At 64.0% G+C, this 21,178-nt stretch carries 14 protein-coding genes and 2 pseudogenes; 3 read left to right on the plus strand and 13 right to left on the minus strand.

Annotated features, from left to right (window positions below):
- Positions 1-21: 21 nt before the first annotated feature.
- From ABZ789_RS14275 to ABZ789_RS14325, 11 genes and pseudogenes are all read right to left on the minus strand, one after another.
- Entirely contained in the window at positions 22-1,011 is a 990-nt protein-coding gene (locus tag ABZ789_RS14275) for a tetratricopeptide repeat protein (protein WP_358424678.1), read from the minus strand.
- 356 nt (positions 1,012-1,367) lie between these two features.
- Entirely contained in the window at positions 1,368-1,940 is a 573-nt protein-coding gene (locus tag ABZ789_RS14280; protein WP_358424680.1) for a cold shock domain-containing protein, read from the minus strand.
- 47 nt (positions 1,941-1,987) lie between these two features.
- Entirely contained in the window at positions 1,988-2,467 is a 480-nt protein-coding gene (locus ABZ789_RS14285) for a transposase (RefSeq protein WP_358424682.1), read from the minus strand.
- Between the two features lie 15 nt (positions 2,468-2,482).
- Positions 2,483-3,550, minus strand: a complete 1,068-nt coding sequence (locus ABZ789_RS14290) for an ISL3 family transposase (RefSeq protein WP_358424684.1) — start codon at positions 3,548-3,550, stop codon at positions 2,483-2,485.
- 131 nt (positions 3,551-3,681) lie between these two features.
- A complete protein-coding gene (locus ABZ789_RS14295; protein ID WP_358424686.1) occupies positions 3,682-4,125 on the minus strand; it encodes a hypothetical protein in 444 nt (147 codons plus the stop codon).
- Positions 4,126-4,406: 281 nt separating this feature from the next.
- Positions 4,407-4,580, minus strand: a pseudogene (locus ABZ789_RS14300) (IS3 family transposase); the annotation flags it as partial.
- Between the two features lie 4 nt (positions 4,581-4,584).
- Positions 4,585-6,503 (minus strand): annotated as a pseudogene (locus ABZ789_RS14305) (DUF2075 domain-containing protein).
- Between the two features lie 137 nt (positions 6,504-6,640).
- Positions 6,641-7,411, minus strand: a complete 771-nt coding sequence (locus tag ABZ789_RS14310) for a helix-turn-helix domain-containing protein (RefSeq protein WP_358424688.1) — start codon at positions 7,409-7,411, stop codon at positions 6,641-6,643.
- A gap of 1,317 nt (positions 7,412-8,728) precedes the next feature.
- Positions 8,729-10,600, minus strand: a complete 1,872-nt coding sequence (locus ABZ789_RS14315) for a M12 family metallopeptidase (RefSeq protein ID WP_358424690.1) — start codon at positions 10,598-10,600, stop codon at positions 8,729-8,731.
- Between the two features lie 104 nt (positions 10,601-10,704).
- Positions 10,705-11,046: a hypothetical protein gene (locus ABZ789_RS14320; RefSeq protein ID WP_358424692.1), complete on the minus strand. Its 342-nt coding sequence runs from the start codon at positions 11,044-11,046 to the stop codon at positions 10,705-10,707.
- 26 nt (positions 11,047-11,072) lie between these two features.
- On the minus strand, positions 11,073-12,929 hold the full coding sequence (locus ABZ789_RS14325) for a DNA/RNA non-specific endonuclease (RefSeq protein WP_358424694.1): 1,857 nt from the start codon (positions 12,927-12,929) through the stop codon (positions 11,073-11,075).
- A gap of 722 nt (positions 12,930-13,651) precedes the next feature.
- Here ABZ789_RS14325 and ABZ789_RS14330 point away from each other — a divergent pair.
- From ABZ789_RS14330 to ABZ789_RS14340, 3 genes are all read left to right on the plus strand, one after another.
- Positions 13,652-14,608, plus strand: coding sequence for a hypothetical protein (locus tag ABZ789_RS14330; protein WP_358424696.1), 957 nt, complete (start codon positions 13,652-13,654; stop codon positions 14,606-14,608).
- A gap of 105 nt (positions 14,609-14,713) precedes the next feature.
- Positions 14,714-15,739 (plus strand): DUF2235 domain-containing protein, encoded by a 1,026-nt coding sequence (locus ABZ789_RS14335; protein ID WP_358424698.1) that lies wholly within the window; start codon positions 14,714-14,716, stop codon positions 15,737-15,739.
- Between the two features lie 59 nt (positions 15,740-15,798).
- Entirely contained in the window at positions 15,799-17,436 is a 1,638-nt protein-coding gene (locus ABZ789_RS14340) for a peroxidase family protein (protein WP_358424700.1), read from the plus strand.
- A 16-nt stretch (positions 17,437-17,452) separates the two neighbouring features.
- Here the strand turns inward: ABZ789_RS14340 and ABZ789_RS14345 are convergent, their stop codons facing one another.
- Together ABZ789_RS14345 and ABZ789_RS14350 are read right to left on the minus strand one after the other, a co-directional pair.
- Positions 17,453-18,418 carry an endonuclease/exonuclease/phosphatase family protein gene (locus tag ABZ789_RS14345; RefSeq protein ID WP_358424702.1) on the minus strand — a complete coding sequence of 322 codons (966 nt, stop codon included), beginning with the start codon at positions 18,416-18,418 and terminating at the stop codon, positions 17,453-17,455.
- A gap of 101 nt (positions 18,419-18,519) precedes the next feature.
- The gene (locus tag ABZ789_RS14350) at positions 18,520-21,108 is read right to left on the minus strand and encodes a LuxR C-terminal-related transcriptional regulator (protein WP_358424704.1); all 2,589 of its coding nucleotides are present in this window, start codon (positions 21,106-21,108) and stop codon (positions 18,520-18,522) included.
- Positions 21,109-21,178: the final 70 nt, after the last annotated feature.

The following is a 21,178-nucleotide window of genomic DNA, read 5'->3' on the forward strand; positions in this document are numbered from 1 at the left end:
GTCGAATCACACGGCGGCCGACTACCGTGAGACACCGGTCCTCGCTGAGGCCGGAACCAGATAGCCGAGCCTCCGCCGAACTCGGGGCGATTCAGCCGTAGTGTTGCCGCAGTCGGCAGATTGTTTCCACCACCGTCGGGCTTGTGCCGAGTCTTCGGTGTCGAGTGCGAGCAGGCCCAGTTGAAGCATCGCGCCGGCATGTCCCTTGCGCGCTGCGTGTTCCCACCAGGATTGGGCTTGTTCGCTGTCACCGGCATTCTTGGCCAGCCGTCCAAGACCTGTCATCGCGTGTTCGTTGCCGAGGTCTGCAGCCTGGCGCCACCATGACCGTGCCTGATCCAGGTCGCCCGTTTCGTCGGCCAAGGCGCCCAGTTCATACATCGCTATGGCACTGCCGTGCGCGGCCGCTTGTTCCCACCAGGATCGGGCTTGATCGTCACCGGTCAACGTCGCGGCCTGCCCACCCAGTCTGAGCATCGCATCCACGTGGCCGCCGTGAGCCGCTTGTTCCCACCAGGTCCTGGCGTCGATCCGATCACCATGGTGATCGGCGAGCATTCCCAGGTGGAACATTGCGTCCGCGTCCTTGCTCTGAGCGGCGCGCTCCCACCAGGACTTGGCGCCGTCGAGGTCACCGCGGAGGGCAGCCTCGAGTCCGAGATTGAAATGGCTGCTTCCGCTGCCCGCGATGTGGTCGGTGCTGTCGTCCAGTGGTGCGTCTTCTGTAGTGAACAGTTCGGCTTGTTCCCACCAGTGTTGTGCTTGGGCTGCGTCGCCTTCTTCGGCGGACAGATTGCCTAGGTAGTGCATGGCTTCGGCATCGCCGTAGTCTGCTGCTGCGGACCACCATTTTCGGGCTTTGGTGTTGTTGCCCTGCTGGTGTGCTTCCCGACCGAGGCGGACCATCGCTTCGGTGTCTTCCTGCTGGGCGGCACGTTCCCACTGGTATTCCGGTGCTGATGCCGGTCGGTCTCGTCGAAGCCATTGTGGTTTGCCGAACGTGCCAGCCATAACGCCTCCGTCTGTCGGCCGTCGATGTCGAGGTCGGCCAGTTGCTCGGCAATATAGCGGCACGGTCCGAAGCTGATCATTTCGGGGACAGAGTTGTCCGTCCCATTGCCGATGGGACTGTGGCTCGGTGGCGGTTGGTGGTGAGATCGGCACGCTCGGTCAGCGGCTGCTCACCGCCGGGTGATCTGAGTGTCCGATCTTGCAGCAACGACGGTGCGGTGGCCGCGGGCGCTGGTGTCTTGCCGCCGAGGACGGTGGATTGTCGACGGCACGTGAAAACTGGTTCTGGCTCACTTTCCGTGATGGCGCATCAGAAATCCATGGAATGGCGCTGTGGCGACTTTCGGGGTGGCCGGTCAGGTGCGGTGTTGCTCGACCCGAGTCGCGCAGTACCGATAACCATCCTGGTTGGTGACCTGTTGCCATTCGAAGGTGACATCGGCACCAACGTCTACGGTCCGGAATCCCTCGGCGACGATGTGACTGAAGTGCGCCCAGCACCCACCAGGGGTCTGAGGCGAGTCGATTACTCCCCACCCGTCTTCGTCGTGCCAGATGCGGACGATGCCGGTCGTGGGCCCGCCCGAGGTGGCGACGGGCGAATCCTGACCGGGGGACGCGGGCGATACCTGCTCGGCGCTCCCGTCGGCGTGCATCCGCCACAGTCCGGCCCGGAACGGCCGGCGACCCCGGGTAACAGGTTGTTGCCCCACAGGCCATGCCCGGGTGCATTCGTAGGCGTAATCCGATTCTGGCCGGTCGAGCCGGTGCCACTCGAATTCGACGTGATCGCCTGGGTGCAGTGCAGGGAACCCGTCGACCGCCACCGCAGCGAACCGCACGAGACAGCCACCGGGGACGTCGTCACCGTCGATCACACCCTGCATACGCTCGATGTGCCAGTCGCGCACCACTCCTCGGCTTGTCACCGGCCCAGTATCTCGTATCTCCGCCGCCGCGGGGTATCTCCGACGTCTCAGTAGCCGAGCAGGATTCGTTTACGAAGCAAGTCGAAGCCGGCACGCCCGTACATCTGCCGTTTGAGCATCTTGATGCGGTTGACGTGGCCTTCGACCGCACCGGAACTGTAGGGCAAGGCAAGACCGTTGCGGACCGCATCGTGATCGGCGTCCAGGCCCCGGACGAAGCGGTGCAGATGCGGTAGATCATCGGCGCGGACCGCGACCATCCACGTATTGAGGTGTTCACCGCGGCGTTCGGTGAGGATCTGCGCGAAAGCGGTGACGTGGGCGGCGGTGGCCTCGAGATGCTGACAGCCGGCGAGAACCTGTTTGAGTCCGATCCGATCCTCATCGGTGAGGTCACGGGGGTGGCGCAGCATCCAGGAGGTGATCTGCCGGACCTTCGGCACCGAGCCCCGCAGGGGAGCAGCTCCGGCATGACGCAGCAGCCGGACGTAACTGCGGACGGTGGTGTAGCTCCCGCGATATCCCATCGCTCGAAGTTCCTCCTAGAGGACTGCAGCGGAAGTCTGTCCGTCGCCCCACCTCACATGCGGGTAGTCGGTGAACCCATCCAACAGCCGCGGACGACCGGCCCGTGCAGATCCGAGCAGCTCGTCTACCTCGGTGGCGCGGTAGAAGCGGCGCACGGTGTTGCGTGCCAAACCGAGTTCCCCGCAGATCGCCGCGATGGACAATCCTTTGGTCTTGAGGGCCGCAACCTGCGCAAAGCGACGCTTGGTGCGTTCTGTGAGACGCGGACTCGCCTGGCGAGCAGCGAGCATCTCACCGGCGAGCTTGCGCTGTGTTTCGCAGGTTGTGGGGTCAGGGGACGACTGCGCTTCGAGCGCAGAACGCAGACAGTGGTGATGTGCGGCAACGGTTTTCTCGACAGTGGCGGCGAGATTGTGCCATAGATGCCAGCGGTCGGCGACTTCGATCGCTTCGGGTGCACCGGTCCGGGCGGCCTCGGCGTAGGCGCCGGCGCGATCGCGACAGATCACTGCGGTTCCGGGACGCCCAGCCAGCCATGCGGCCACGGTATCGGCACGCCGGTCGGGCAGGACATCGATCGGGCGGTGGGTGTTCATGTCCACCAGAACGGTTCCGTAGCGATGCCGTTTACGCAGGGCGAAGTCGTCGATCCCGAGTACCTCGACGGGGTGCACCGGTGGCTCCGGCAGGCTGCGCACCAGCCGCAACAAGGTCGAACGCCCCACCGGCATCCCCAAAGCGTCCGCCAGGCGTGCTCCGACTCGTCCGGCCAACGCCAACCCGATCCGCTCGAAACTTGCGGTCAGCAACCGGGTGCGCCGAGCATATGCCGAGGTCAGTCCGTCGACCTGTTCGGCGAATGTCCGTCGGCTGTACTGCCCGTTGGGGCACAGGAATCGGCGCACCCGAAGAACCAGGCGGCTGGGGCGGTTACCGATCGCGGCGTCGGCGAGGGTGCGGTCGTAACGGCTGTGGACCCGCACCGACTTGTTCCCGCAGTCAGGACACGAGGCGCCCTGCGTCGCCGCACATGCGCGGATACGGATCCCGGCAGCGGACGCGTCGATCGACTCGATAGTCACACCGGCCAGGTGTGGGAGCAGAACCCGCAGGTCACAGCGATTCGCAGAACACCGACAAGATCATCGTCTGCGGATCGGCGGAACCCCTAAGGGGCACCCACTTCCGTGATGATCCGATTGCGAGGTCACCGTCACCGGTTATCGGGATGAGACGGTCGCCTGGTCCCGATCCAGTGGATACCGTCGGGGCCAGGTAAGTGCGGTTGCGGCAGGTAGCAGGGGTAGAACTCGCCGGTGTGCCAAGCGCCAGCAACTGTCTCCGGATCGTCGGGTTCGAATCCTGCTCGGACTGTAGGCAGGTGTTCACGCCAGCCGACCAGTCCGGAGTCGTCGCGACCCCATACCCGCACCACCAATGTCATGACCGAATCCACCCAGCTCAGCCGTTCTATCTCGTACACCCCGGTGCCCCAGGGTCGTGCCGACAAATGTCTGGTGAGCGCAGACAGAAAGCGCATGTCCCAGTCGGTTTGTTCGAAGTCACCGTGTCGGACGGTCGGCAGTTCCTCACCGCTATCGCTGGTGTTGTAGTGCTCGTAACGGCCGTTGTATTCGGCGCCTCGGCTGCGATCCATGGTCGAAGTCTGCCAGGCAGAATCTGCGGGTTACTGTGCTGAGATATGGTGTCGCGCCATCACGCAAAGTGAGCCAGAACCAAAATTCAGGTGCCGTTGACATAAAGGCCCAGGTCAGGAGTTGTGAGACGGCTGTGGGAGTGCACAGGACGACGAGTTCCCGCTGCCGGGGCGACGTGGCCCGCGCTCAGGGCCGCCGGACCGCTGGAGGGTGGCCCCTGCCAACCTGTTGCGGAGATAGATGATCGCACGCCGAGCGAGATGGAAAGAATCACGGAATGCAGGACAGTCAATCTGCCGATTCTGCGCTGGCGTCGCCGGCAGTCATAGCTCGGCTCGATTCAGGTCACGATCGCGATGCGTAATTGCTCGCGCGTGGGCAGACGCTGTCTGTCGAGGATGTTGCTTTGGAGCAGCGCAAAGAACGATTCAATCGCGGTGTGGTGGCCGGCCGCCTCGCTACTCGGTGATCAGGTAACGTAGCGCTTCGCGAGTTTCCGGATCGGTGGAGTAGATGACCGTGCCGACCATTCCTCGGGTCAAGAGGACCTTGTAAACGTTGCGGACCAGTCGGTCGAACCGAACGTCGGTGATCTTGGCTCGGTTCTTGAAGTCGGGATCTCGGTTGGCGGCTCGATTGGTGGTGAACCGGCCGCCCCTCCACACCAGGTCGGGACCCAGGATGACGCCGTTCCAGTCGTACTCGAAGCCCTGGGCTGTGTAGACACATCCCACTTGTCCGAAGCCGCCGTCTTCGGTGGCCCACAACGGAGCAGGGGGAGCGTCGCCGGTGCGACGATCGCTCTTGCTGTTCCACGGCCGCGCCCAGCTTCCGATCTGTACATCGGGAACGAGGTTGTCGTCCTTGTCGGCGTTGCTCCACGGCCAGCAGTAGCCCGCCGTCATCCGCGCCGAGTAGCCCTGCTCCATCTGCTGCAGAAGCAGGTGCTCCATCTCCTCGGGGGTATCGGCGACGCGCACCGTGAATTGGGGGTCGGGCGACCATTTGAATGGGCCTCCGTCGGTGAGACCGAGAAGACGCTTGACCCACAAGACGTATTCTTCGCTACCACCGCAGCGGAACTGTTCGCCGAGATGCACGTGCTGTGTTTCGAGCCGATCGACGTGGCGTAGCGCTGGACCTGCTCCAGAGACCCCATTTCCCCGGGACGCACCACCTGGTGCTCGTCCAGAAGAAACACCGGCACTCGAGCCGCGGCGATGAGCTCATCGACCTGGGGCCGATCGGTCCGCAACTCGGCGCGCGTGTAGCGATCCACCGAGGTCTCCCGGATCCGGTGGGCTTCGCCGATTATCAGGACGTCAAGGCCGTTGGGCTCGGCGGACATGAACTGATTGAAGTACTTGAACATCTTCTGTACTCGAGGGGCTCGATGTCCGGCCACCTTGCGCAGAGTTTGGGTGAACGATCGTGACCCGGTGGCGTGCAGGACAGTTCGGCCCCGACGGGCCAACTCGCCGAGCAAGGACAGAGCGATGACGCTTTTGCCGCTGCCCGGACCACCCGTGACGATGATGACGCGCTTGTTGTTCGCGGCCCTCGAACTCTCCACAGCATGGAGTACAAGATCGACTGCGAGCTGCTGGTTGCCGAGAAGGTGGAACTGTGGCCGGTCGCGCACCTCGGCGGCAGCTACCTTCAGCAACTGCTGGGACGGCGCCACAGCCGACCGCATCAACGTGTCGGCGGCAGCGCGACCAGAGGTCGGCGCGAGACGGGTGCGTAGGAAGTCGTGCATGGCTCCACGGTCAGCGGCAGTGAACAATCGTCCGGTGAGGCCGGCTGGGTATGTGCGCAGGTCGGCCACAGTTCCGGGATCGGTGGCGTTGTGGAGGTATGCGATACCGGCCAACGCATCGGGTTGGTCGGATACGGCGCGCGCAAAGTCGGAGATGTACTCGCAATAGCCTTTGACCTGCGCTACGGGGTGCAGCTTGGGGGCACCCGGCATGCCGGGGACCTCGACCAATTCAGGATTGTCTTCGTAGCGGTACGCGGCCGTCCACTGCTTCAACTCGACAACCACGTACGAAGCTGCACCCGATTGTGGGTGCATTCCGGCAAGCACGACGTCTGCTCGCTGGGAGGTCAAGGGCAGGTGGTACTCGACGAGCATCTCTACGTCGCCGAGTCCCGCCTCAACGAGGTCTTGCGCAAGTGCCGGGAGGCTACGGCTCCACGATTTCTGCTCGGACAAGCCGGCTCGGCGACCGGTCTTGAACAGCATCTGCTCCAACAATTGCTCCGCAAGCGAGTCCGGTCGGTCGAGCTCGACGATACGACGGGCAGAAGTACGAAGCAGTGTCACAGTCAGGTCCCCAAGGCAGCACGAATCCAGTCGTGCGGGTGGGGACATGTCCGTGGCTGCTCGTCACAGCGGAAGTCCGTCGGGCCGCGGTGGAGAGACTATCGGAAGGGGCCGTCGCGCTCACCCCACCGCGGAGGGCGCGTCTGCGGTTCCGTTCACGCGCCGCTCTGGGCTGGGCGGCATACTTACGCAGCCGCACCAGTCCTGCAGGCGCACCTCACCGCCCGCCCGAATTCGTCGTCGGGTAGCCACCCGTACTCATCACACTTCCCGCACTTGTCGGGTACTGCGCGGGGCACTGCCAACCCCTGCCACATGGGCACCCAAGCCTGCGCATACTTCATCGGGTCCGCAGGTCGATGGACTGCCTGGGCGGTCGCGACGAGCTTTGGGACTCCGTGCACCTCGATCAAGATCTCTATGGCAGCTGCATCCTCGGGTTTGAGATATGCGAATGTAGCCGTCAATCCCGCGCGGCTGCATGCCGCTGCAAGGTTGGCGACTGACGGACTGAGCGGTGCTTTCGAGACTTGGCGCGTGCGGTTGGTTCTCGTCCTTGGTGAATCGATTCTTGAAAGACTGCCTGGCTCTCCGTTGTCCGCACGACCGCGCGTCGGCTTTTCAGGCCCCGGGGCGGTACGCGGCTCTTCGTAGATCGTCTGGATAGTGATCCACTGGCCGCGCTCGTTCTGGATCTTCTCTCGGATCAAGTAGCCCAGCTCAGCCAACTCTCGGAGGGCGGAGCGGACGGCGTCGCGCCCCTCCTTCGGTGACTTGCCGGCGATCGAGTCGGACCGAGTGCGCCAGTCGTCCGGTTTCGACAGCAACCAGATCAGCACGCCACGGGCGCGGAAGGACAAGCGCTCGTCGTTGATGACGGCATTGCTGAGGATGGTGAAGTTGCTGGCCAGGCGCGGTCCACGACGCACGCCGCCAGCCAGGGTATTCTGGCCCACGTTCGACTCCCAACTAGTCGGACAACCGGCCCGTCGGGAGTTGCCGCTCCTGGCGGGCCTTCTTCACTTGTGACGCCACGCGGGTCGGTGGCGATCTTGGAATCTTGGCATCGAAGAATGATCAACGCAAGAAAATCGTCGATTTTGTTTGTAGACAATGTGTTTCAGGCTGGGTCCGTACGTCGAAGTCCGCAATGGTCGATGTCGAGTCGGCGACTCAACTACCGGAGCGGATCATCGACCCCACCGGCATCAAGCGCCCGCTCCTGAACCCAATGTTCAGGCGCTCTTCCAAGCGCTCACGCGTCGGCCCCGTCAGGCGACGTTGGTTGAAGATAGCGAGCGTTCTCGGATAAGCGCCTCGACGCCGAGCTCTCGACCCTCGCACGCGAAGCTCATCGCATTGAGGATTTCCTCCGGTGCGATATCGCTGAGGGGGCGGGTGACGTCGGCACGTGTCGTACGGAACCCGCGCCAACGGGCCTTGTCGATCCCGACTCGGATGGTTGAAGGAGTCTGCGGGGCGAGACATCTTCTTGTCGACCATCAGTACCCGATCGATCGGATCGCGTCGATACTGAAGTGAGTAAGCGAGAGGGGGCTGCCATGGATTCAGACGACGGAATCCGGGATGGGACCGGGCACAGCGAGGAATCGCGCCGATCCGAGCTGGTTTCGAGAGCCCAGATTCATGAGCAACGAATGGATCTGTTGAGGCACTTGATCGCATTGGTGCTGGTTCTCGCCCTATTCGGAATAGTCACTTATCAGGCACTGAGCCAGGGTGATCTCGAGAATATTGCCCAAGCAACCGCACCCGTTTCGGGTCTTGCCGGAATTGCGGTGGGCTGGTTGTTCGGTGCGAGAAGCAGTTCCGCGGATTGAACCGCCTGTAAGTGTCTGTAGTGGCTGAGCGTTGTCGGCCCCCTGGAACCTGATCCCACTGCCAGACTCGCGAATTGCACGGCAGAGGAATGCCTCGGGTATCTGACCGGGATTCTCCGTGCGATCCATTGGTTCGACGGGTCCTTCGAGCAGCAGTTCCTGGACGGATATCCGCAACTGGTGCTGGCCAGGCTCCTCGATCTGATGCAGCTGCAAGGCTGACCGCACCGGCTTCGGACTGAACAGAGATTGAGTAGTTTCGACCCCGCTTTCCGGGGTCGAAACCACGTAAATCGGCAATGGAAGGGTCCGAGACTGCCTCGCGCGCTGAACCGGGGTTTGCCCGCACTACACGTAGGGCGAGCCTCGGTTCAGCGCGCGAGAGTTGTACGGGCGCAGGTGACCCGGGGAACAAGGCGCGGGCCTTCTGCGCTACGAACCCTTCCACCACGACGTGTACACGCGACCGTCGTTGCCGCAGATGAGAGCGTCGAGGTTCTTGGGCCCCCGCGCGATCGCCGTCACCTTGCGACCCGCCGGGAACACCCCGCCGATGTTGCGCCATCGGTCGCCGATGCCGGACCAGTCGCCGCCCTGGTACCACCACGAGGTGTAGACACGACCGTCGTTGCCGCAGATGAACAGGTCGATGCTGTCGCGGGACTTGGCTACCGCGCTCACCGGCGCGCCCCGCGGGAAGATCCCGCCGATGTTGCGCCACGTGTTGTTGAGGCCCGACCAGTCACCGCCCTGATACCACCAGGAGGTGTAGACGCGGCCGTCGTTGCCCGTGATGAAGGCGTCGAGGTTGCCGGCGCTGCGCGACGTGACCGCGACAGGTGCACCCGGAGGGAAGAATCCGCCGATCGAGCGCCACCGGTCGCCGATGCCGGACCAGTCGCCGCCCTGGTACCACCACGACGTGTACACGCGGCCGTCGTTGCCGGTGATGAACAGGTCGATGCTGTTCGGCGACTTGGTGATTGCGGTGACCGGTGCGCCCTTCGGGAACACGCCACCGATATTGCGCCAGTTGTTGTTGATGCCGGACCAGTCGTTGCCCTGGTACCACCAGGACGTGTAGACGCGGCCGTCGTTACCGGTGACGAACAGATCCAGATTCCCGGGGCTCCGCGAGGTGACAGAAATAGGAGCACCGGGAGGGAAGAACCCGCCGATCGAGCGCCAGCGGTCGCCGAGACCGGACCAGTCGCTACCGTGGTACCACCAGGAGGTGTAGACGCGGCCGTCGTTGCCGGTGATGAACAGGTCGATGCTGTTCGACGACTTGGCGATCGCGGTGACCGGCGCACCCTTGGGGAAGACACCACCGATGTTCCGCCACCGATCGCCGATACCCGACCAATCGTTGCCCTGGTACCACCACGACGTGTAGACGCGACCGTCGTTGCCGGTGATGAACGCGTCGAGGTTGCCGGCGCCACGCGACGTGACGGACAGAGGTGCCCCCGGCGGGAAGACGCCTCCGATGTTGCGCCATCGGTCACCGATGCCCGACCAATCGGGATACAACGTGTGCACTGCGTTGATGTCGCCCTGGGACAGGCCGTTCCGTTGCCCCATCACCACACCGGGCGGCAGCGGGGCTCTCGGCACGATGGTGGGTTGTCCGTTGGTGCTGAAGGCCGTCGCCGAGTAGTGCATGACGGAACCGAAATCGTATCCGCCGATATCGTCGCCGTCGGTGATGTGCTGGTCGAAATTGTGCGCATTGGCGGGATCGATGTTCGCGAAGCGGATCTCGACCAGAGTGTTGCGGTCCTCGCGGCTCTGCTCGTGCCACAACCCGAGTGCGTGGGCCATCTCGTGGACGACGGTGCCGACGGGAGCATTGGCAGCGATCTCGATGTCCTGATGCCCACCGCGCATACCGACGGGTGATCGGCTCGCTGTGCTCGGGCGGAACCGAACGAAGTTCGCGTGTCCCGCTCGTGCGATGAATCGTATTCGAGTGTTGGCGGTCCAGTGCGCTACTGCGTCCGTGATGCGCTGGGGATTGGGGAATGCGGGGTCGATCTCGAATGGGACGGTCGCATTCGGCCAACGCAGGTGCGCGCCTGTGATGCCTATTCCCTCGGGACCGGCCTGGGCTGCGATCTCCTCGACCGTACCCAGCACGATGTTGCCTTCGAACACGGCCAGGCCGTCCACGTCGGCGTACTGGACTTCCCGATCACCGTCGGCGGTGTGGACGACGGTTGTGCCGGCGACCGGCCCCGACCGATATTCACCGGTGTCGCCGTAGTCCTCGGCGTGGGTGAGTGGTGTTTCGTTGATGGACATGGGATGTGTTCCTTCCGTGGGGTGTGAACCGTCCCGGTCGGGAGTCGATTCGTTCGGTGCGGGGTCGATGACCTTCTCCCGCAGAGAGTTCGATTGCAGAGTCGTCAGGTGACGACGTCGACCGGAACCGTCAGAGGTCCGGCGTCACCTGTCGTCGGAACCGGGATCGATCGGGTCGACAGCAGGTCGCCGACCGCGACCGTCCCGTCGCCGACGAGGTCGACGTGGCAGCGCAGCGACAGTGCCATTGCGGCAGGCACTTCCGGTGCGGCGAGTTCGAAACGAGCGCGTCCTCCCGGTTGCACGGGAGTGCCTGCCATCGCGACACTCGCCAGCACCGGTGCACCCCCGTCGGCGAGCGAGACGTCCCTGACTTCCACCACGAGCAGTGCCGTCGTCACGGGGGCATCGGCCGGCATCGTCACGACGCCGTGGACTCGTCTCACACCCGCCCTCACGTCTGTCCGAACCGTCACCACTGGATGGCGGACACCGAATCCAGTGGTTCGGTGATCGCCTCCGCCGCGACCTGCAGATCCGCATCACGCAGGGCCTGCGGGAACCGCAGCAGTGCGCGCTGTTCGATCTCGGTCAACGGCACCTGGAAGACCCGGAACTCGTCGAGGTCGAGCACTTCGAGCTGATCGAGGTTCTGGCTCAGCAGGAAGCCTCGGGCCTTGAGCTCGCCGTTCTCCACGAACACGAGCACCTTCCAGAACTCGCGGGGGATCTTCACCCGTCTGAACTCACGGTCGTCGTCTGCGAACACCGGGCCGCCGAACGCCGACACCTTCAGGTCGTCGACCTCCACGTCTGCGAAGACCGCGTCCTCGAGCTTGCCCCAGACGCCGTCGCGGGCGCTCTGGTTGAAGTCGTCCATCTGCGGGGTGATGTTGGTGTAGAAGAAGGAGTCGGTGTTCGCCTTGGTCGCCTCGCTCATGCCGCCCCACAGCAGGTCGGCCCGTCGTGCGAGGTGCCCGCGATCGAGTCGGTTCGCTCGATACAGCTCGTTGCCGACCTGAGCGTCCGCTGCCAGACGCGGGTCTTTGACGAAGTCGATGTTCTTACGGCTGAGTTTCTTCATGGAACCGCCGTCGATGTTCCACGCCACCCAGGCCGCGAACCGGCGCGACTTGCGCATTGCCAGCGAGAAGTGCGTGTAGTGCAGCACCTCGGACCCGTCGTTCGACTGTGCGATGTCGGGCTTCACCTCGGCCGTCACTTCGGGAAGGGGGACGGGCGTCGACAGGAAGTTCTGGTCGTAGCCGACGGCTGCAACCGCCTCTACCGATGCAGGCGGGGTGAGGGTCACGCCCAGCTTCTCGAAGACCGACTGCGGCAGGCATGCCAGCGCGTGCTCGTCGGAACTTCCGTTGGCTTCGCCGGCGAAATGCAGCCCGGCCAGGACAGTGGTCGCCGCGTCGGTTCCGGATCGGAACATCCACGCCGCTCCAGAGTCGCCGCCGCTGCTGATCTCACCATCGGCTGCAGGGTGCTTCGGGTCGGGTCCGATCTCGAATCCACCGATCGACCTCGTGCCGACCCCTCCGTACGTGATCTTGGCGATCACGTCGACGCGACGCACCAGACCGTGAGTGATGCCGGTGGTGCGGCCACTCTTGATCACCTTGTCGCCGAGTTCGGGTTCCCCTAGAGCATCCGGAACCACGTCGAGCCCACAGATCTCCGGATCGAATTGCCGATCCTCGATCGTCGCCACGGCACAGTCCCCGGCCGGCCCCAGGTGCGACCGCACGAGTCGTCCTATCCGGTTGTCGTCGACACGGTTGTCGTCGTGCGGACCCGGCTGGACGATCGTGTCGCCCACCCGACCCGTCGCGTTGTGCAGCACGTGCCAGTTGCTCAGGATGTACGGGGTGTGGTTGTCGACGTCGTAGACGATGCATCCGATCGTCCCGGCACTGACACTCATGTGCCCGACGCTCACGCCCGGGAGGATCGGATCCATTCGCGCCTTCCGGGGCGGCGTTGCTGCCTCCGGGACGCGATGGAATGCGGCTTCGTACGACCGCTCGATCACATCGGTCGGAACCTCCACACCGTTCACGGTGATGCTCTCGGGAAGGGGGGAGGTACCCAATGCTTCGAGAGCCTCGGGCTCCGATACCTTCTCGTTCACCGTGAACTGCACGGCGAGCTCGTCGGTGGGTTTGCCGTCCACGTGCTTGTATCCGACGCCGACGGACGAGACGTTCGGGTCGTCGAGGTAGTCCGCGCCCTTGGTGCGGATGAACTTCCGCAGGGCGACGGCGAGTGCGTCCTTCGCGGGACGCTGAGTGCGGTTGGTTCTGCCGTTCTTTGTAGCCATCATTGATCCTTTGGTGTGGTGTCGGTAAACGAAGCGCGGCTGATTCACGAGTTTCGATCTGGAAGAGCGCGGTCCCGACCGCGGTCTGTGAGAAGAAAGCTACGAGCGCACAATCACTCCGGGCAGAGTAGACGGCTACTCGATTCGTGGTGGCACAGCGAATTCGGTGCTGCGGAAGGGCTTCGTGCATCCGTCACGGCAACCCTGAATGGGTCCGTGAGTCGCGTGGCGAACGAGTAGGGGAGTACTCGTGACCGCATGTATCCGTCGGTTCTACGGTGATTGAGGGTCGAAGAAGTACGGAACTCCCGACAGAGGTTGCGATATGCACACGCTCGAAGGCTGCAGAACTCTATCTCGGTATCGGACGGCCGGAACCGTTGCTGCGTTGGCGCTCTGTGTCTTGGGAGTCGCGGCGTGCGATCGGACGTCGGGGGGATCGGAGTCGCCGACCTCGTCGGTGACGGAAACCGTGCCTGGAACGTTTCCCGAGTCAGCGCCGCCGACAGTCGAAAATACGGCGTGGTCGGAGACGCCGTCGTACATGGAGACAACGCCGTACGTGGTCCCGACGCGCTCCTATGGGTCTCGACCGACTCCAGGATTAACTACGCCTGGGCCGACGACTACGCCACTGCCGACGATTCCCGGAATTACGTCGGATCCATCCGTCGGTGGGCCAGGTAGCGTCGTTCCGCCCGCGGGGAATGTGCCGGTCCCCGATGAGTGATGAAGCGACCCGCTCGACCGCAGCGCATCCGACACACATGTGGGCCGGTCTGCTCGCCGGTATCGTCGCGCCGACGACCCTACTCACCGGGCTGTGTTACTACTTCGGTTTCGTCTCCGCCCGAGCGTATTTCGCGTACTTCGGTGTCGACACCGGCGCCTTCGGTTTCACGACGGCCGATTACGTGCTGCGCAGCGTCAGCGTCCTGTATCCCGCCCTCGTCTCGTTTCTGGCGGTGGCGTGTGTGGCGTTCTGGGTCCGGACCTACGGTCTGCGGCTGGTTCGGCGAGGCCGACAACGTCGAGTCGTCAGACATGCCGGATGGAGCGCAATCGGTGTGGGAGTGCTGTTCGTCGCCCTGTCGGTCTCGGCCGTTATGGTGCCGCAGTTGTCCCCGGTGCGCAGCGCGACGCTCGTGCCTGTCTTCCTGGCTGTGGGAGCGGTGCTGATCATCGTCGGAGTCGGCATCCGGTCGGCTCTCGGGGCGGACGGTGTCTCGACGGTGTCGGCCGCAGAGCGATCGACCTGGCTGTTCGCGGGTGTTGCGCTCGTGCTGGCACTGTTCTGGTGCACCAACATCTTCGCCACCGAGTACGGACGTGGTCAGGCGCAGAACGTCGCGGCCGAGCTGTGGGACAAGGAGACCGTCGTCGTCCTCGATACCGCCGACCGCCTGTATGCGCCTGCGAACCTCGTGCACGAAACCGTACTCGATCCGAGGTCGGATGAACGATTCGGTTATCGGTACCAATGTCTGAGAACGCTGCTGGTCAACCAGAACTACTGGGTGTTGCTGCCTGCGCGGTGGACGACCGAGTACGGATATGTCCTGGTTCTCCCCGTCGACGAATACTCGCGCATCAGCATGACGAGACTCGGAGGGATCGCCGAGACCGACGCCGCGAACTGGGATGCGGAGTGGACGTGCCCGGAGGTCGCGCCGTTCTGAGACGCCGCGGGACCGCAATCGGGTAGGACACTACGCGTGCCCGCCGTCTCCGGGCGCGTGACGATCGTTTCACCAGCTTCGAACCGATGGGCAAGGGTGATCGACATGCCGAAGAACATCGTCTACTGCGCCGACGGGACCTGGAGCTCGGGCAAGCTCACGAACACGAACGTTCACCGTTTCCACGAAGCGCTCGCGTCGACTTCCACCCAGGTCAAGTTGTACGACCCCGGAGTGGGCACCGGCGGAAACCTGCTCTCTCGCTTGCGGGGCGGGGCCTTCGGGGAAGGTCTCGTCGAGAACGTGCGGGAAGGCTATGGGCGTATCGCCGAAGTGTTCGAAGAAGGAGACCGCCTCTTCCTCATCGGCTTCAGTCGCGGCGCGTATACGGCGCGGAGCCTCGGCGGGATGATCTCCTACTGCGGGTTGCCGTCCGGCCGCCCGACCGATCGTCTCGTCGATCAGGCATTCCACGCGTACCGCAACCGGACGGGCGGCGATAAGAAGTGGGCCGACCCTCCCGTCGAAGTCCGCATGGTGGATGGGCACATCGAGATGATCGGTGTGTGGGACACGGTGGGAACGCTCGGGATCCCGGGGGCGCTCTTCGGCCGTCTCGACCAGAAGGCCTATGGATTCCTGGACACGCGACTCCACCCCGATGTGAAGGCCGCCTACCACGCACTCTCTCTCGACGAGAAGCGTCGCCAGTTCCCGCCGACACTGTGGGATGATGAGCCGGCAGACGAACAGGTCGTCGAACAGGTCTGGTTCGCGGGAGTGCACTGCGACGTCGGCGGTGGATACCCGTCGACCTCGCTGGCCGACATCACTCTGGCCTGGATGTTGTCCAATGCCGAAAGGCACGGTGTAGAGATCGATCCGGCTGTCGCCGAGACCTATCCTGCGCTCCTGCTGGACTGCACCGAGGCGCTTGGGCCGGTCGACGAATCGTGGAATCCACTGTGGGGATTACCGAATCGCCGGAAGGTCGCCGACGGCGCTCTCGTGGCCGACTCTGTGGTCTACCGGGTGACCATGCAACCTCGATACTCACCGCCGCTGGCCATGGACAGCAACCCACGGCGTTTGGCGAGATCGTACAGGCTCGCCTCGGTGGTCTACATATAGCCGCTTTCGGAAGATCGGGCCGCTACCGACCGGCTCCGATGTCGACGAGGGGAAACTCCATGTTCACACCATTGCTCTTACCGACGCGTCACCCACGGCAGTATCTCTCCGAGATCAAGAGGCGGTCGCAGGCTGCCTCGCCGCTGCTGGAAGGTCGTCTGCCGTGGCTCGCCGCCGAGTTGGTCGGGCGGATCCCTACGATCCGACGGCTCGCCAGCAGGGCCGTGATCAACAAGTACGCATATGCAGTTCCGCCGCGCCCACGCCCACTGACGTTGGCCGCCGATTACACGACGTGGACGAGCCTGACCGACCGCACCTACAGCGGACGCCACCTTCCGCCGTCCACCGAGTCGCCGGAGGAACTGCCGGCCGTCGAGGACGTGGTGGCGCTGTTCCGGCGAAACCGGGACTTGCCCTCCACCGACACGAGCGTGTGGTTCGCGTTCTTCGCGCAGTGGTTCACCGACAGCTTTCTGCGCACGAACAAGGACGATCCGAAGAAGAACGACTCCAACCACGAGATCGATCTCTGCCAGATCTACGGGGTGAATCAGCACAAGACGGAGATGCTGCGGGCTCACTACGGAGGTCGCCTCGACAGTCAGATCATCAAAGATGCGGAATATCCTCCATTCCTGTTCGCCGCTCGGGAGCCGGGCGAGACCCCGACCATTGCACCGCAATTCAACGGACTGCACGACGAGGAGTATCTTCTGGGGACAATTCTTCGCCTGTGCCCGGACGAGCGGAAGAGCTCTGTGTTCGCAGTCGGACTCGAGCACGGCAACAGCACGATCGGCAATACCGTCCTGAACGTGCTTTTCCTGCGCGAACACAACCGGATCGCCGGCCTCCTGGAAACTGCGTACCCGGAGTGGGACGACGATCGGCTGTTCGAAACCACCCGCAACATCATGATCGTCCTCCTACTGAAGATCGTCATCGAGGAGTACATCAAGCACATCGGCCCGTTCGATTTCCCCATCGAGTTCGTGCCGTTCATTGCCGACGGTGAACGGTGGAATCGAACAAATTGGTGTGCAATCGAATTCAACCTCCTGTACCGGTGGCACTCGCTGATTCCCGATTCGGTGGTGTTCGATTCGCGGCGGATGTGCTCGAGCGAGTTCGTCGACAACAACCCACTCGTCCTCGACCGGGGAGTCGACTCGATCATCGAACAGTTCTCGCGACAGAAGGCGTCGAGGATCGGGCTGGGGAACACCCCGGCCTTCCTGGTCGATCGGAATCCCCTTTGCCCCGAACGTGAGTCGGTCGAAGAGAGGACCGTCCAGTTGATGCGACAGGCGCGGCTGCGCTCGTACAACGACTACCGTGAAGCGTTCGGACTCGACCGGTTGACGAGCTTCGCCGCCCTCACTCCGAACGCCGAACTACAACAGAAACTGGAAAAGCTCTACGGAGATACCGACCAGGTCGAGTGGTACGTGGGCGTCTTCGCCGAGGACTATCCACCTCGACGCATGATGGGCGAACTGCTCACCACGATGGTCGCGCACGACGCGTTCACCCAGGCGTTCACGAATCCGCTGCTTGCACGCAACGTCTACAACGAGGACACCTTCTCGAAGGTCGGCATGGAGATCATCGAGCAGACACACAACCTTCAGGAGATCGTCGCCCGAAATTCGAAGCGCACTGAGAAGGCATACGCGAGCTTCCGCGTCGAGTGAACGATATCCCCGACCTTCAGAGGAGCCTCGCGACGACCGGCGCGTGATCGGAACACGCCGCAGCGCGCCGCAAGGTGGGATCTGCGGTGATGCCGGGGAGGGAGGCTGTCACGGTGCTCGCGGCATCGAGGTGGTCGAGCAATCGATGGCTGATCAGGATGTGATCGATCAACTCGCGCTGGCCCTCGAAGATCCGCGAGAACCGGCGCTCCTCGGGAATCAGTGGCGCGACGTTCCACAAGCGGGTTCTGTCGCCGCGATCCGGGCGAGGGTATCCGCCGGTCCCGATCTGGGATCCGGGCGGTCCGTGGAGGACCTGCGTGGTGGCGGCGCCGGCGGTGTCGTTGAGGTCGCCGAGCACGATCACAGCGGGGTCGTCGCGCGTGGGGCGGTGGCCGGTCGGATCCTCGAGCAGGGCGGTCGCGGCAGCTCGTACGGTGGCTGCTTCGGCCGCCCGCCGGTAGAGCGCGTAGGCGCCGAAGCGGGCACGTTCGTCCTCGTCATGCGGAGCGAATCGGTTACCGGGATACGTGAGCAGTTTCGACTTCAGGTGCGTGGTGAGCAGGTCGAGCATGCCGATCTCCGTCTCGACCCGAACCTTCAACGCACCGCGCCCCATCCGGGACGCGAAACTGTGCGGATCCGATCCGTCGGATATCCGTATGGACCCCAGTGGCTCCGGGAAAGCGGTGATATCGGCCGAATCGAGGAACGGGAGCCGGGACGCGAATCCCACCCGAATTCCGCGGGCGTCCGGACAGGCAGACAGGCATCGGTGCCAATGATCCGGCAGGAGTGCGGTCAGGTCGGCGAGGGCTTCGGGATCACCGACTTCCTGGACGGCGAGGATATCGACGTCGATCTCGGTGACGGCGTCGGCAAGAGCATCGAGTTTTCGCTGGTAGACCCAGTCGTTGGGTGGCCCGAATGCGTGTCCTGGCCGGTACAGATTCTCGAGGTTCCACGTCGCGACGGTGACCATGTGTCCTCCCGGGTGCGTGCGCCGTCACGATGTGGATGGCGACGGCGCCGTGTTCTCCTTCGAGCATGGGGGGAGGCCATGGGAGTGTCGCGAGTAGCGCACTACTCGTTGCGCATCAAGCGCCCCAGTTGTTCTCGATCACACACATCGAGCTTGATGCACGCGCGATACAGGTGGCCTTCGACGGTGCGGACCGAGACGACCAGCCTGTCGGCGATCTGCCGGTTCGTGAGGCCGGTGGCCACGAGCGCAGCGATCTCTCGTTCCCGGGAGGTCAGGGGAAGAGGATGAGCCGCCGATTGGATTGCCGGTGTCGTGACACCACCACATCGCGAAGCCAATTTGAATGCATGGGCGGCAGATTCGGTACTCTGCCGCTTGTTCCCGTCATGGGTGTGTGCGGATGCGGCGAGTGCGGCGGCGTCCGCAGCATGAAGGAGTAATCGACGCTTCTCGAACTCGCCGCTGACCGCGTCCAGACATGCCGCGTCTGCCTTGGCGACAGCGTAGGCGTGCCGGGCCTGGACCGACACCACCGGACCGTCGACGTGGTCGACGAGTTCGGCCAGGCGGTCTGCGACGGTGCGATCACCGAATCGCGCGGCGTCGTGGAGAGCGTCCGCTTCGACGGCGTACTGTCCGGACACACGTGCTGCCTCGGCGGCCTCGTGAGCGAGTGCGAGGCTCCGCTGTTCGGAGTTCTCGGCCGCAGCCAGCCAGGACTGCGCGATGAGTCGGCTGGGACCGTGTATCGCCGTGTGCCGACCGGTGTGTTCGTCGGCCTTGTCCAGTACGCGCCGGGCCTGCTGGGGTTGTCCGAGCACCGAATACGCCTTGGCCAGCAGGATGGTGGCCGGAAGGCGCCACGGCAGGGGAACATCGGCTGTGAGTGCAGCCAGCGACTGTTCGATCTCGGAGACCACCTCGGGGAAACAACCACGGTTCGTGTGGACCACCGCGGCCATGATCTTGGAAATGGCCCACGCGAGGTACTGGCCGGACGAGGAGAAATGCGACGTGTCGGCGACACGCTTCTCCGCAAGCGCCAGGTTGCCGACCTGGGTGAGGGCGACGACGTCGCCGTACCGGATCATCATGCGGATCATGCCGTCGGTCGGTTTCCGCATCTCGAAACAGCGGAGGGCGATAGGTTCGAAGTCGCTCCCGCGGCCGGTGACCGGCAGCGCGAGTCCCGCGCTGAACGCTGCCCATTCGACTGCCTGTGGAAGCGCAGCCGGGTCGGAGAGAACCTCCTCCACGAGAGCGAGTCCTTCGTCGATCCTGTTCTCGTGGACCGCAGTCGAGGCGGTGACGGCATCGGCGAGTGTCCGCAGGGCGGGATGGTGAATACGTTCGTGCAGCAGGGCAAGAATGTCGTGGGCACGGTCGACTTCGCCGAAGGACCAGAAGAGGACGGATACCTGCGGCAGGCCCCACTGGACGAGTTCGAGTTCGTTCAGACCGGCCGGGTCGAAGCGCGAAAGGGTCTTCGCTGCGAGCTCTGGCTGCCCCTGCCACAGGAGGGCGCGTGCGAGCAGCTCGGCGGCTGCTATTCCTCCTCCGTTCTCGCACGCCTGACGTGCGATGCGTTCGCCGAGTGGATGGTTCGACAAGAAGACGGCGTCTCTCGCGGCGGTGATGAGAAACTCGGTGTCGGGAGTGTGGTCGCTGCCCATGTACAGCTCGGCGAGCCGAATGCGTTCCGCAGCTGTGTTCGTACCGCGTCGTTGCAGCTCGTCGACGAGTCGCCCGCGAAGTTTACGAGCCGACGCGGTGCCTATCCGTGCGCGCACGACTTCGCCGAGCAGGGGATGGCTGAATCGCACGTCGAGGCGGGAGCCCTCGGGTTCGATCCGGATCAGGCCACGCAGCTCGGCCTCGTCCACAGCGTCCACGCCGGCGAGTCCGAGCAATACGTCGAGATCGAGCGGCTCACACAGCGCGAGCGGCCCGAGGGCGGCCCGGACATCGAGCCCGGCGCGATCGAGCCGCTGTTCCAGCAACTCGGTGAGACCGGGGGTTGCGGCAGTCTGTCCACGGAGTTGCCATACGCCGGAAACTCGAACCAGATGTCCGGCGTCGAGGGCACCTTCGACGAGATGCCGCAGGAACAGCGCGTTACCTCGCGACATGTCCCACATGACGTCTGCGCTCAGCTCTTCGATCTGGCCGCCCAGGACGGACCGGACGAGACGAATGCTCTCCGGCTTGCTGAACGGTCGCAACTCGATGCGCTCGAGATAGTCGTCCTTCCACAGCGACGTGACTGCGTCGGGGACGGATTCACCGGAGCGGATCGTGGCGATGATCCGTACTGCATGTTCGATCGCGAGTTGCTGAAGCAGGGTTGCCGACAGCTGGTCCAGCAAGTGAGCATCGTCGACGCCGAGCACGATGTCTCCCTGCCGGAGTAGAGATCGGCGGGCGGAGGCGACCAGCGCGACGGCATCTCGCGTCGTGGACGGATCGACGAGGGGGGCGAAGGCCCCGAGCGGAATGCCTCGTGCGGACTCGGTTCCCGCGATCCACTGAACGGGGGAGTCGAGGGAGTCGGCGACGAGGTGGGCCAGTGTGGTCTTGCCGACTCCCGCAGCGCCGATCAGGATGACGCCGTGTCCGCCCTCGGTCAGCCTGGATCGGATCGTGTCGAACTCGTCGGGACGATCGATGAGCTGCCAATTGCAGGCCACGGTAACCAAGTATAAAGAAGGCACCATAAGAAGAACACGGGTGGAACATCGTGAAGACCGTTGGGGCAAT

It is taken from the genome of Rhodococcus sp. NPDC047139 (assembly GCF_040643435.1).
Lineage (GTDB): Bacteria > Actinomycetota > Actinomycetes > Mycobacteriales > Mycobacteriaceae > Rhodococcus.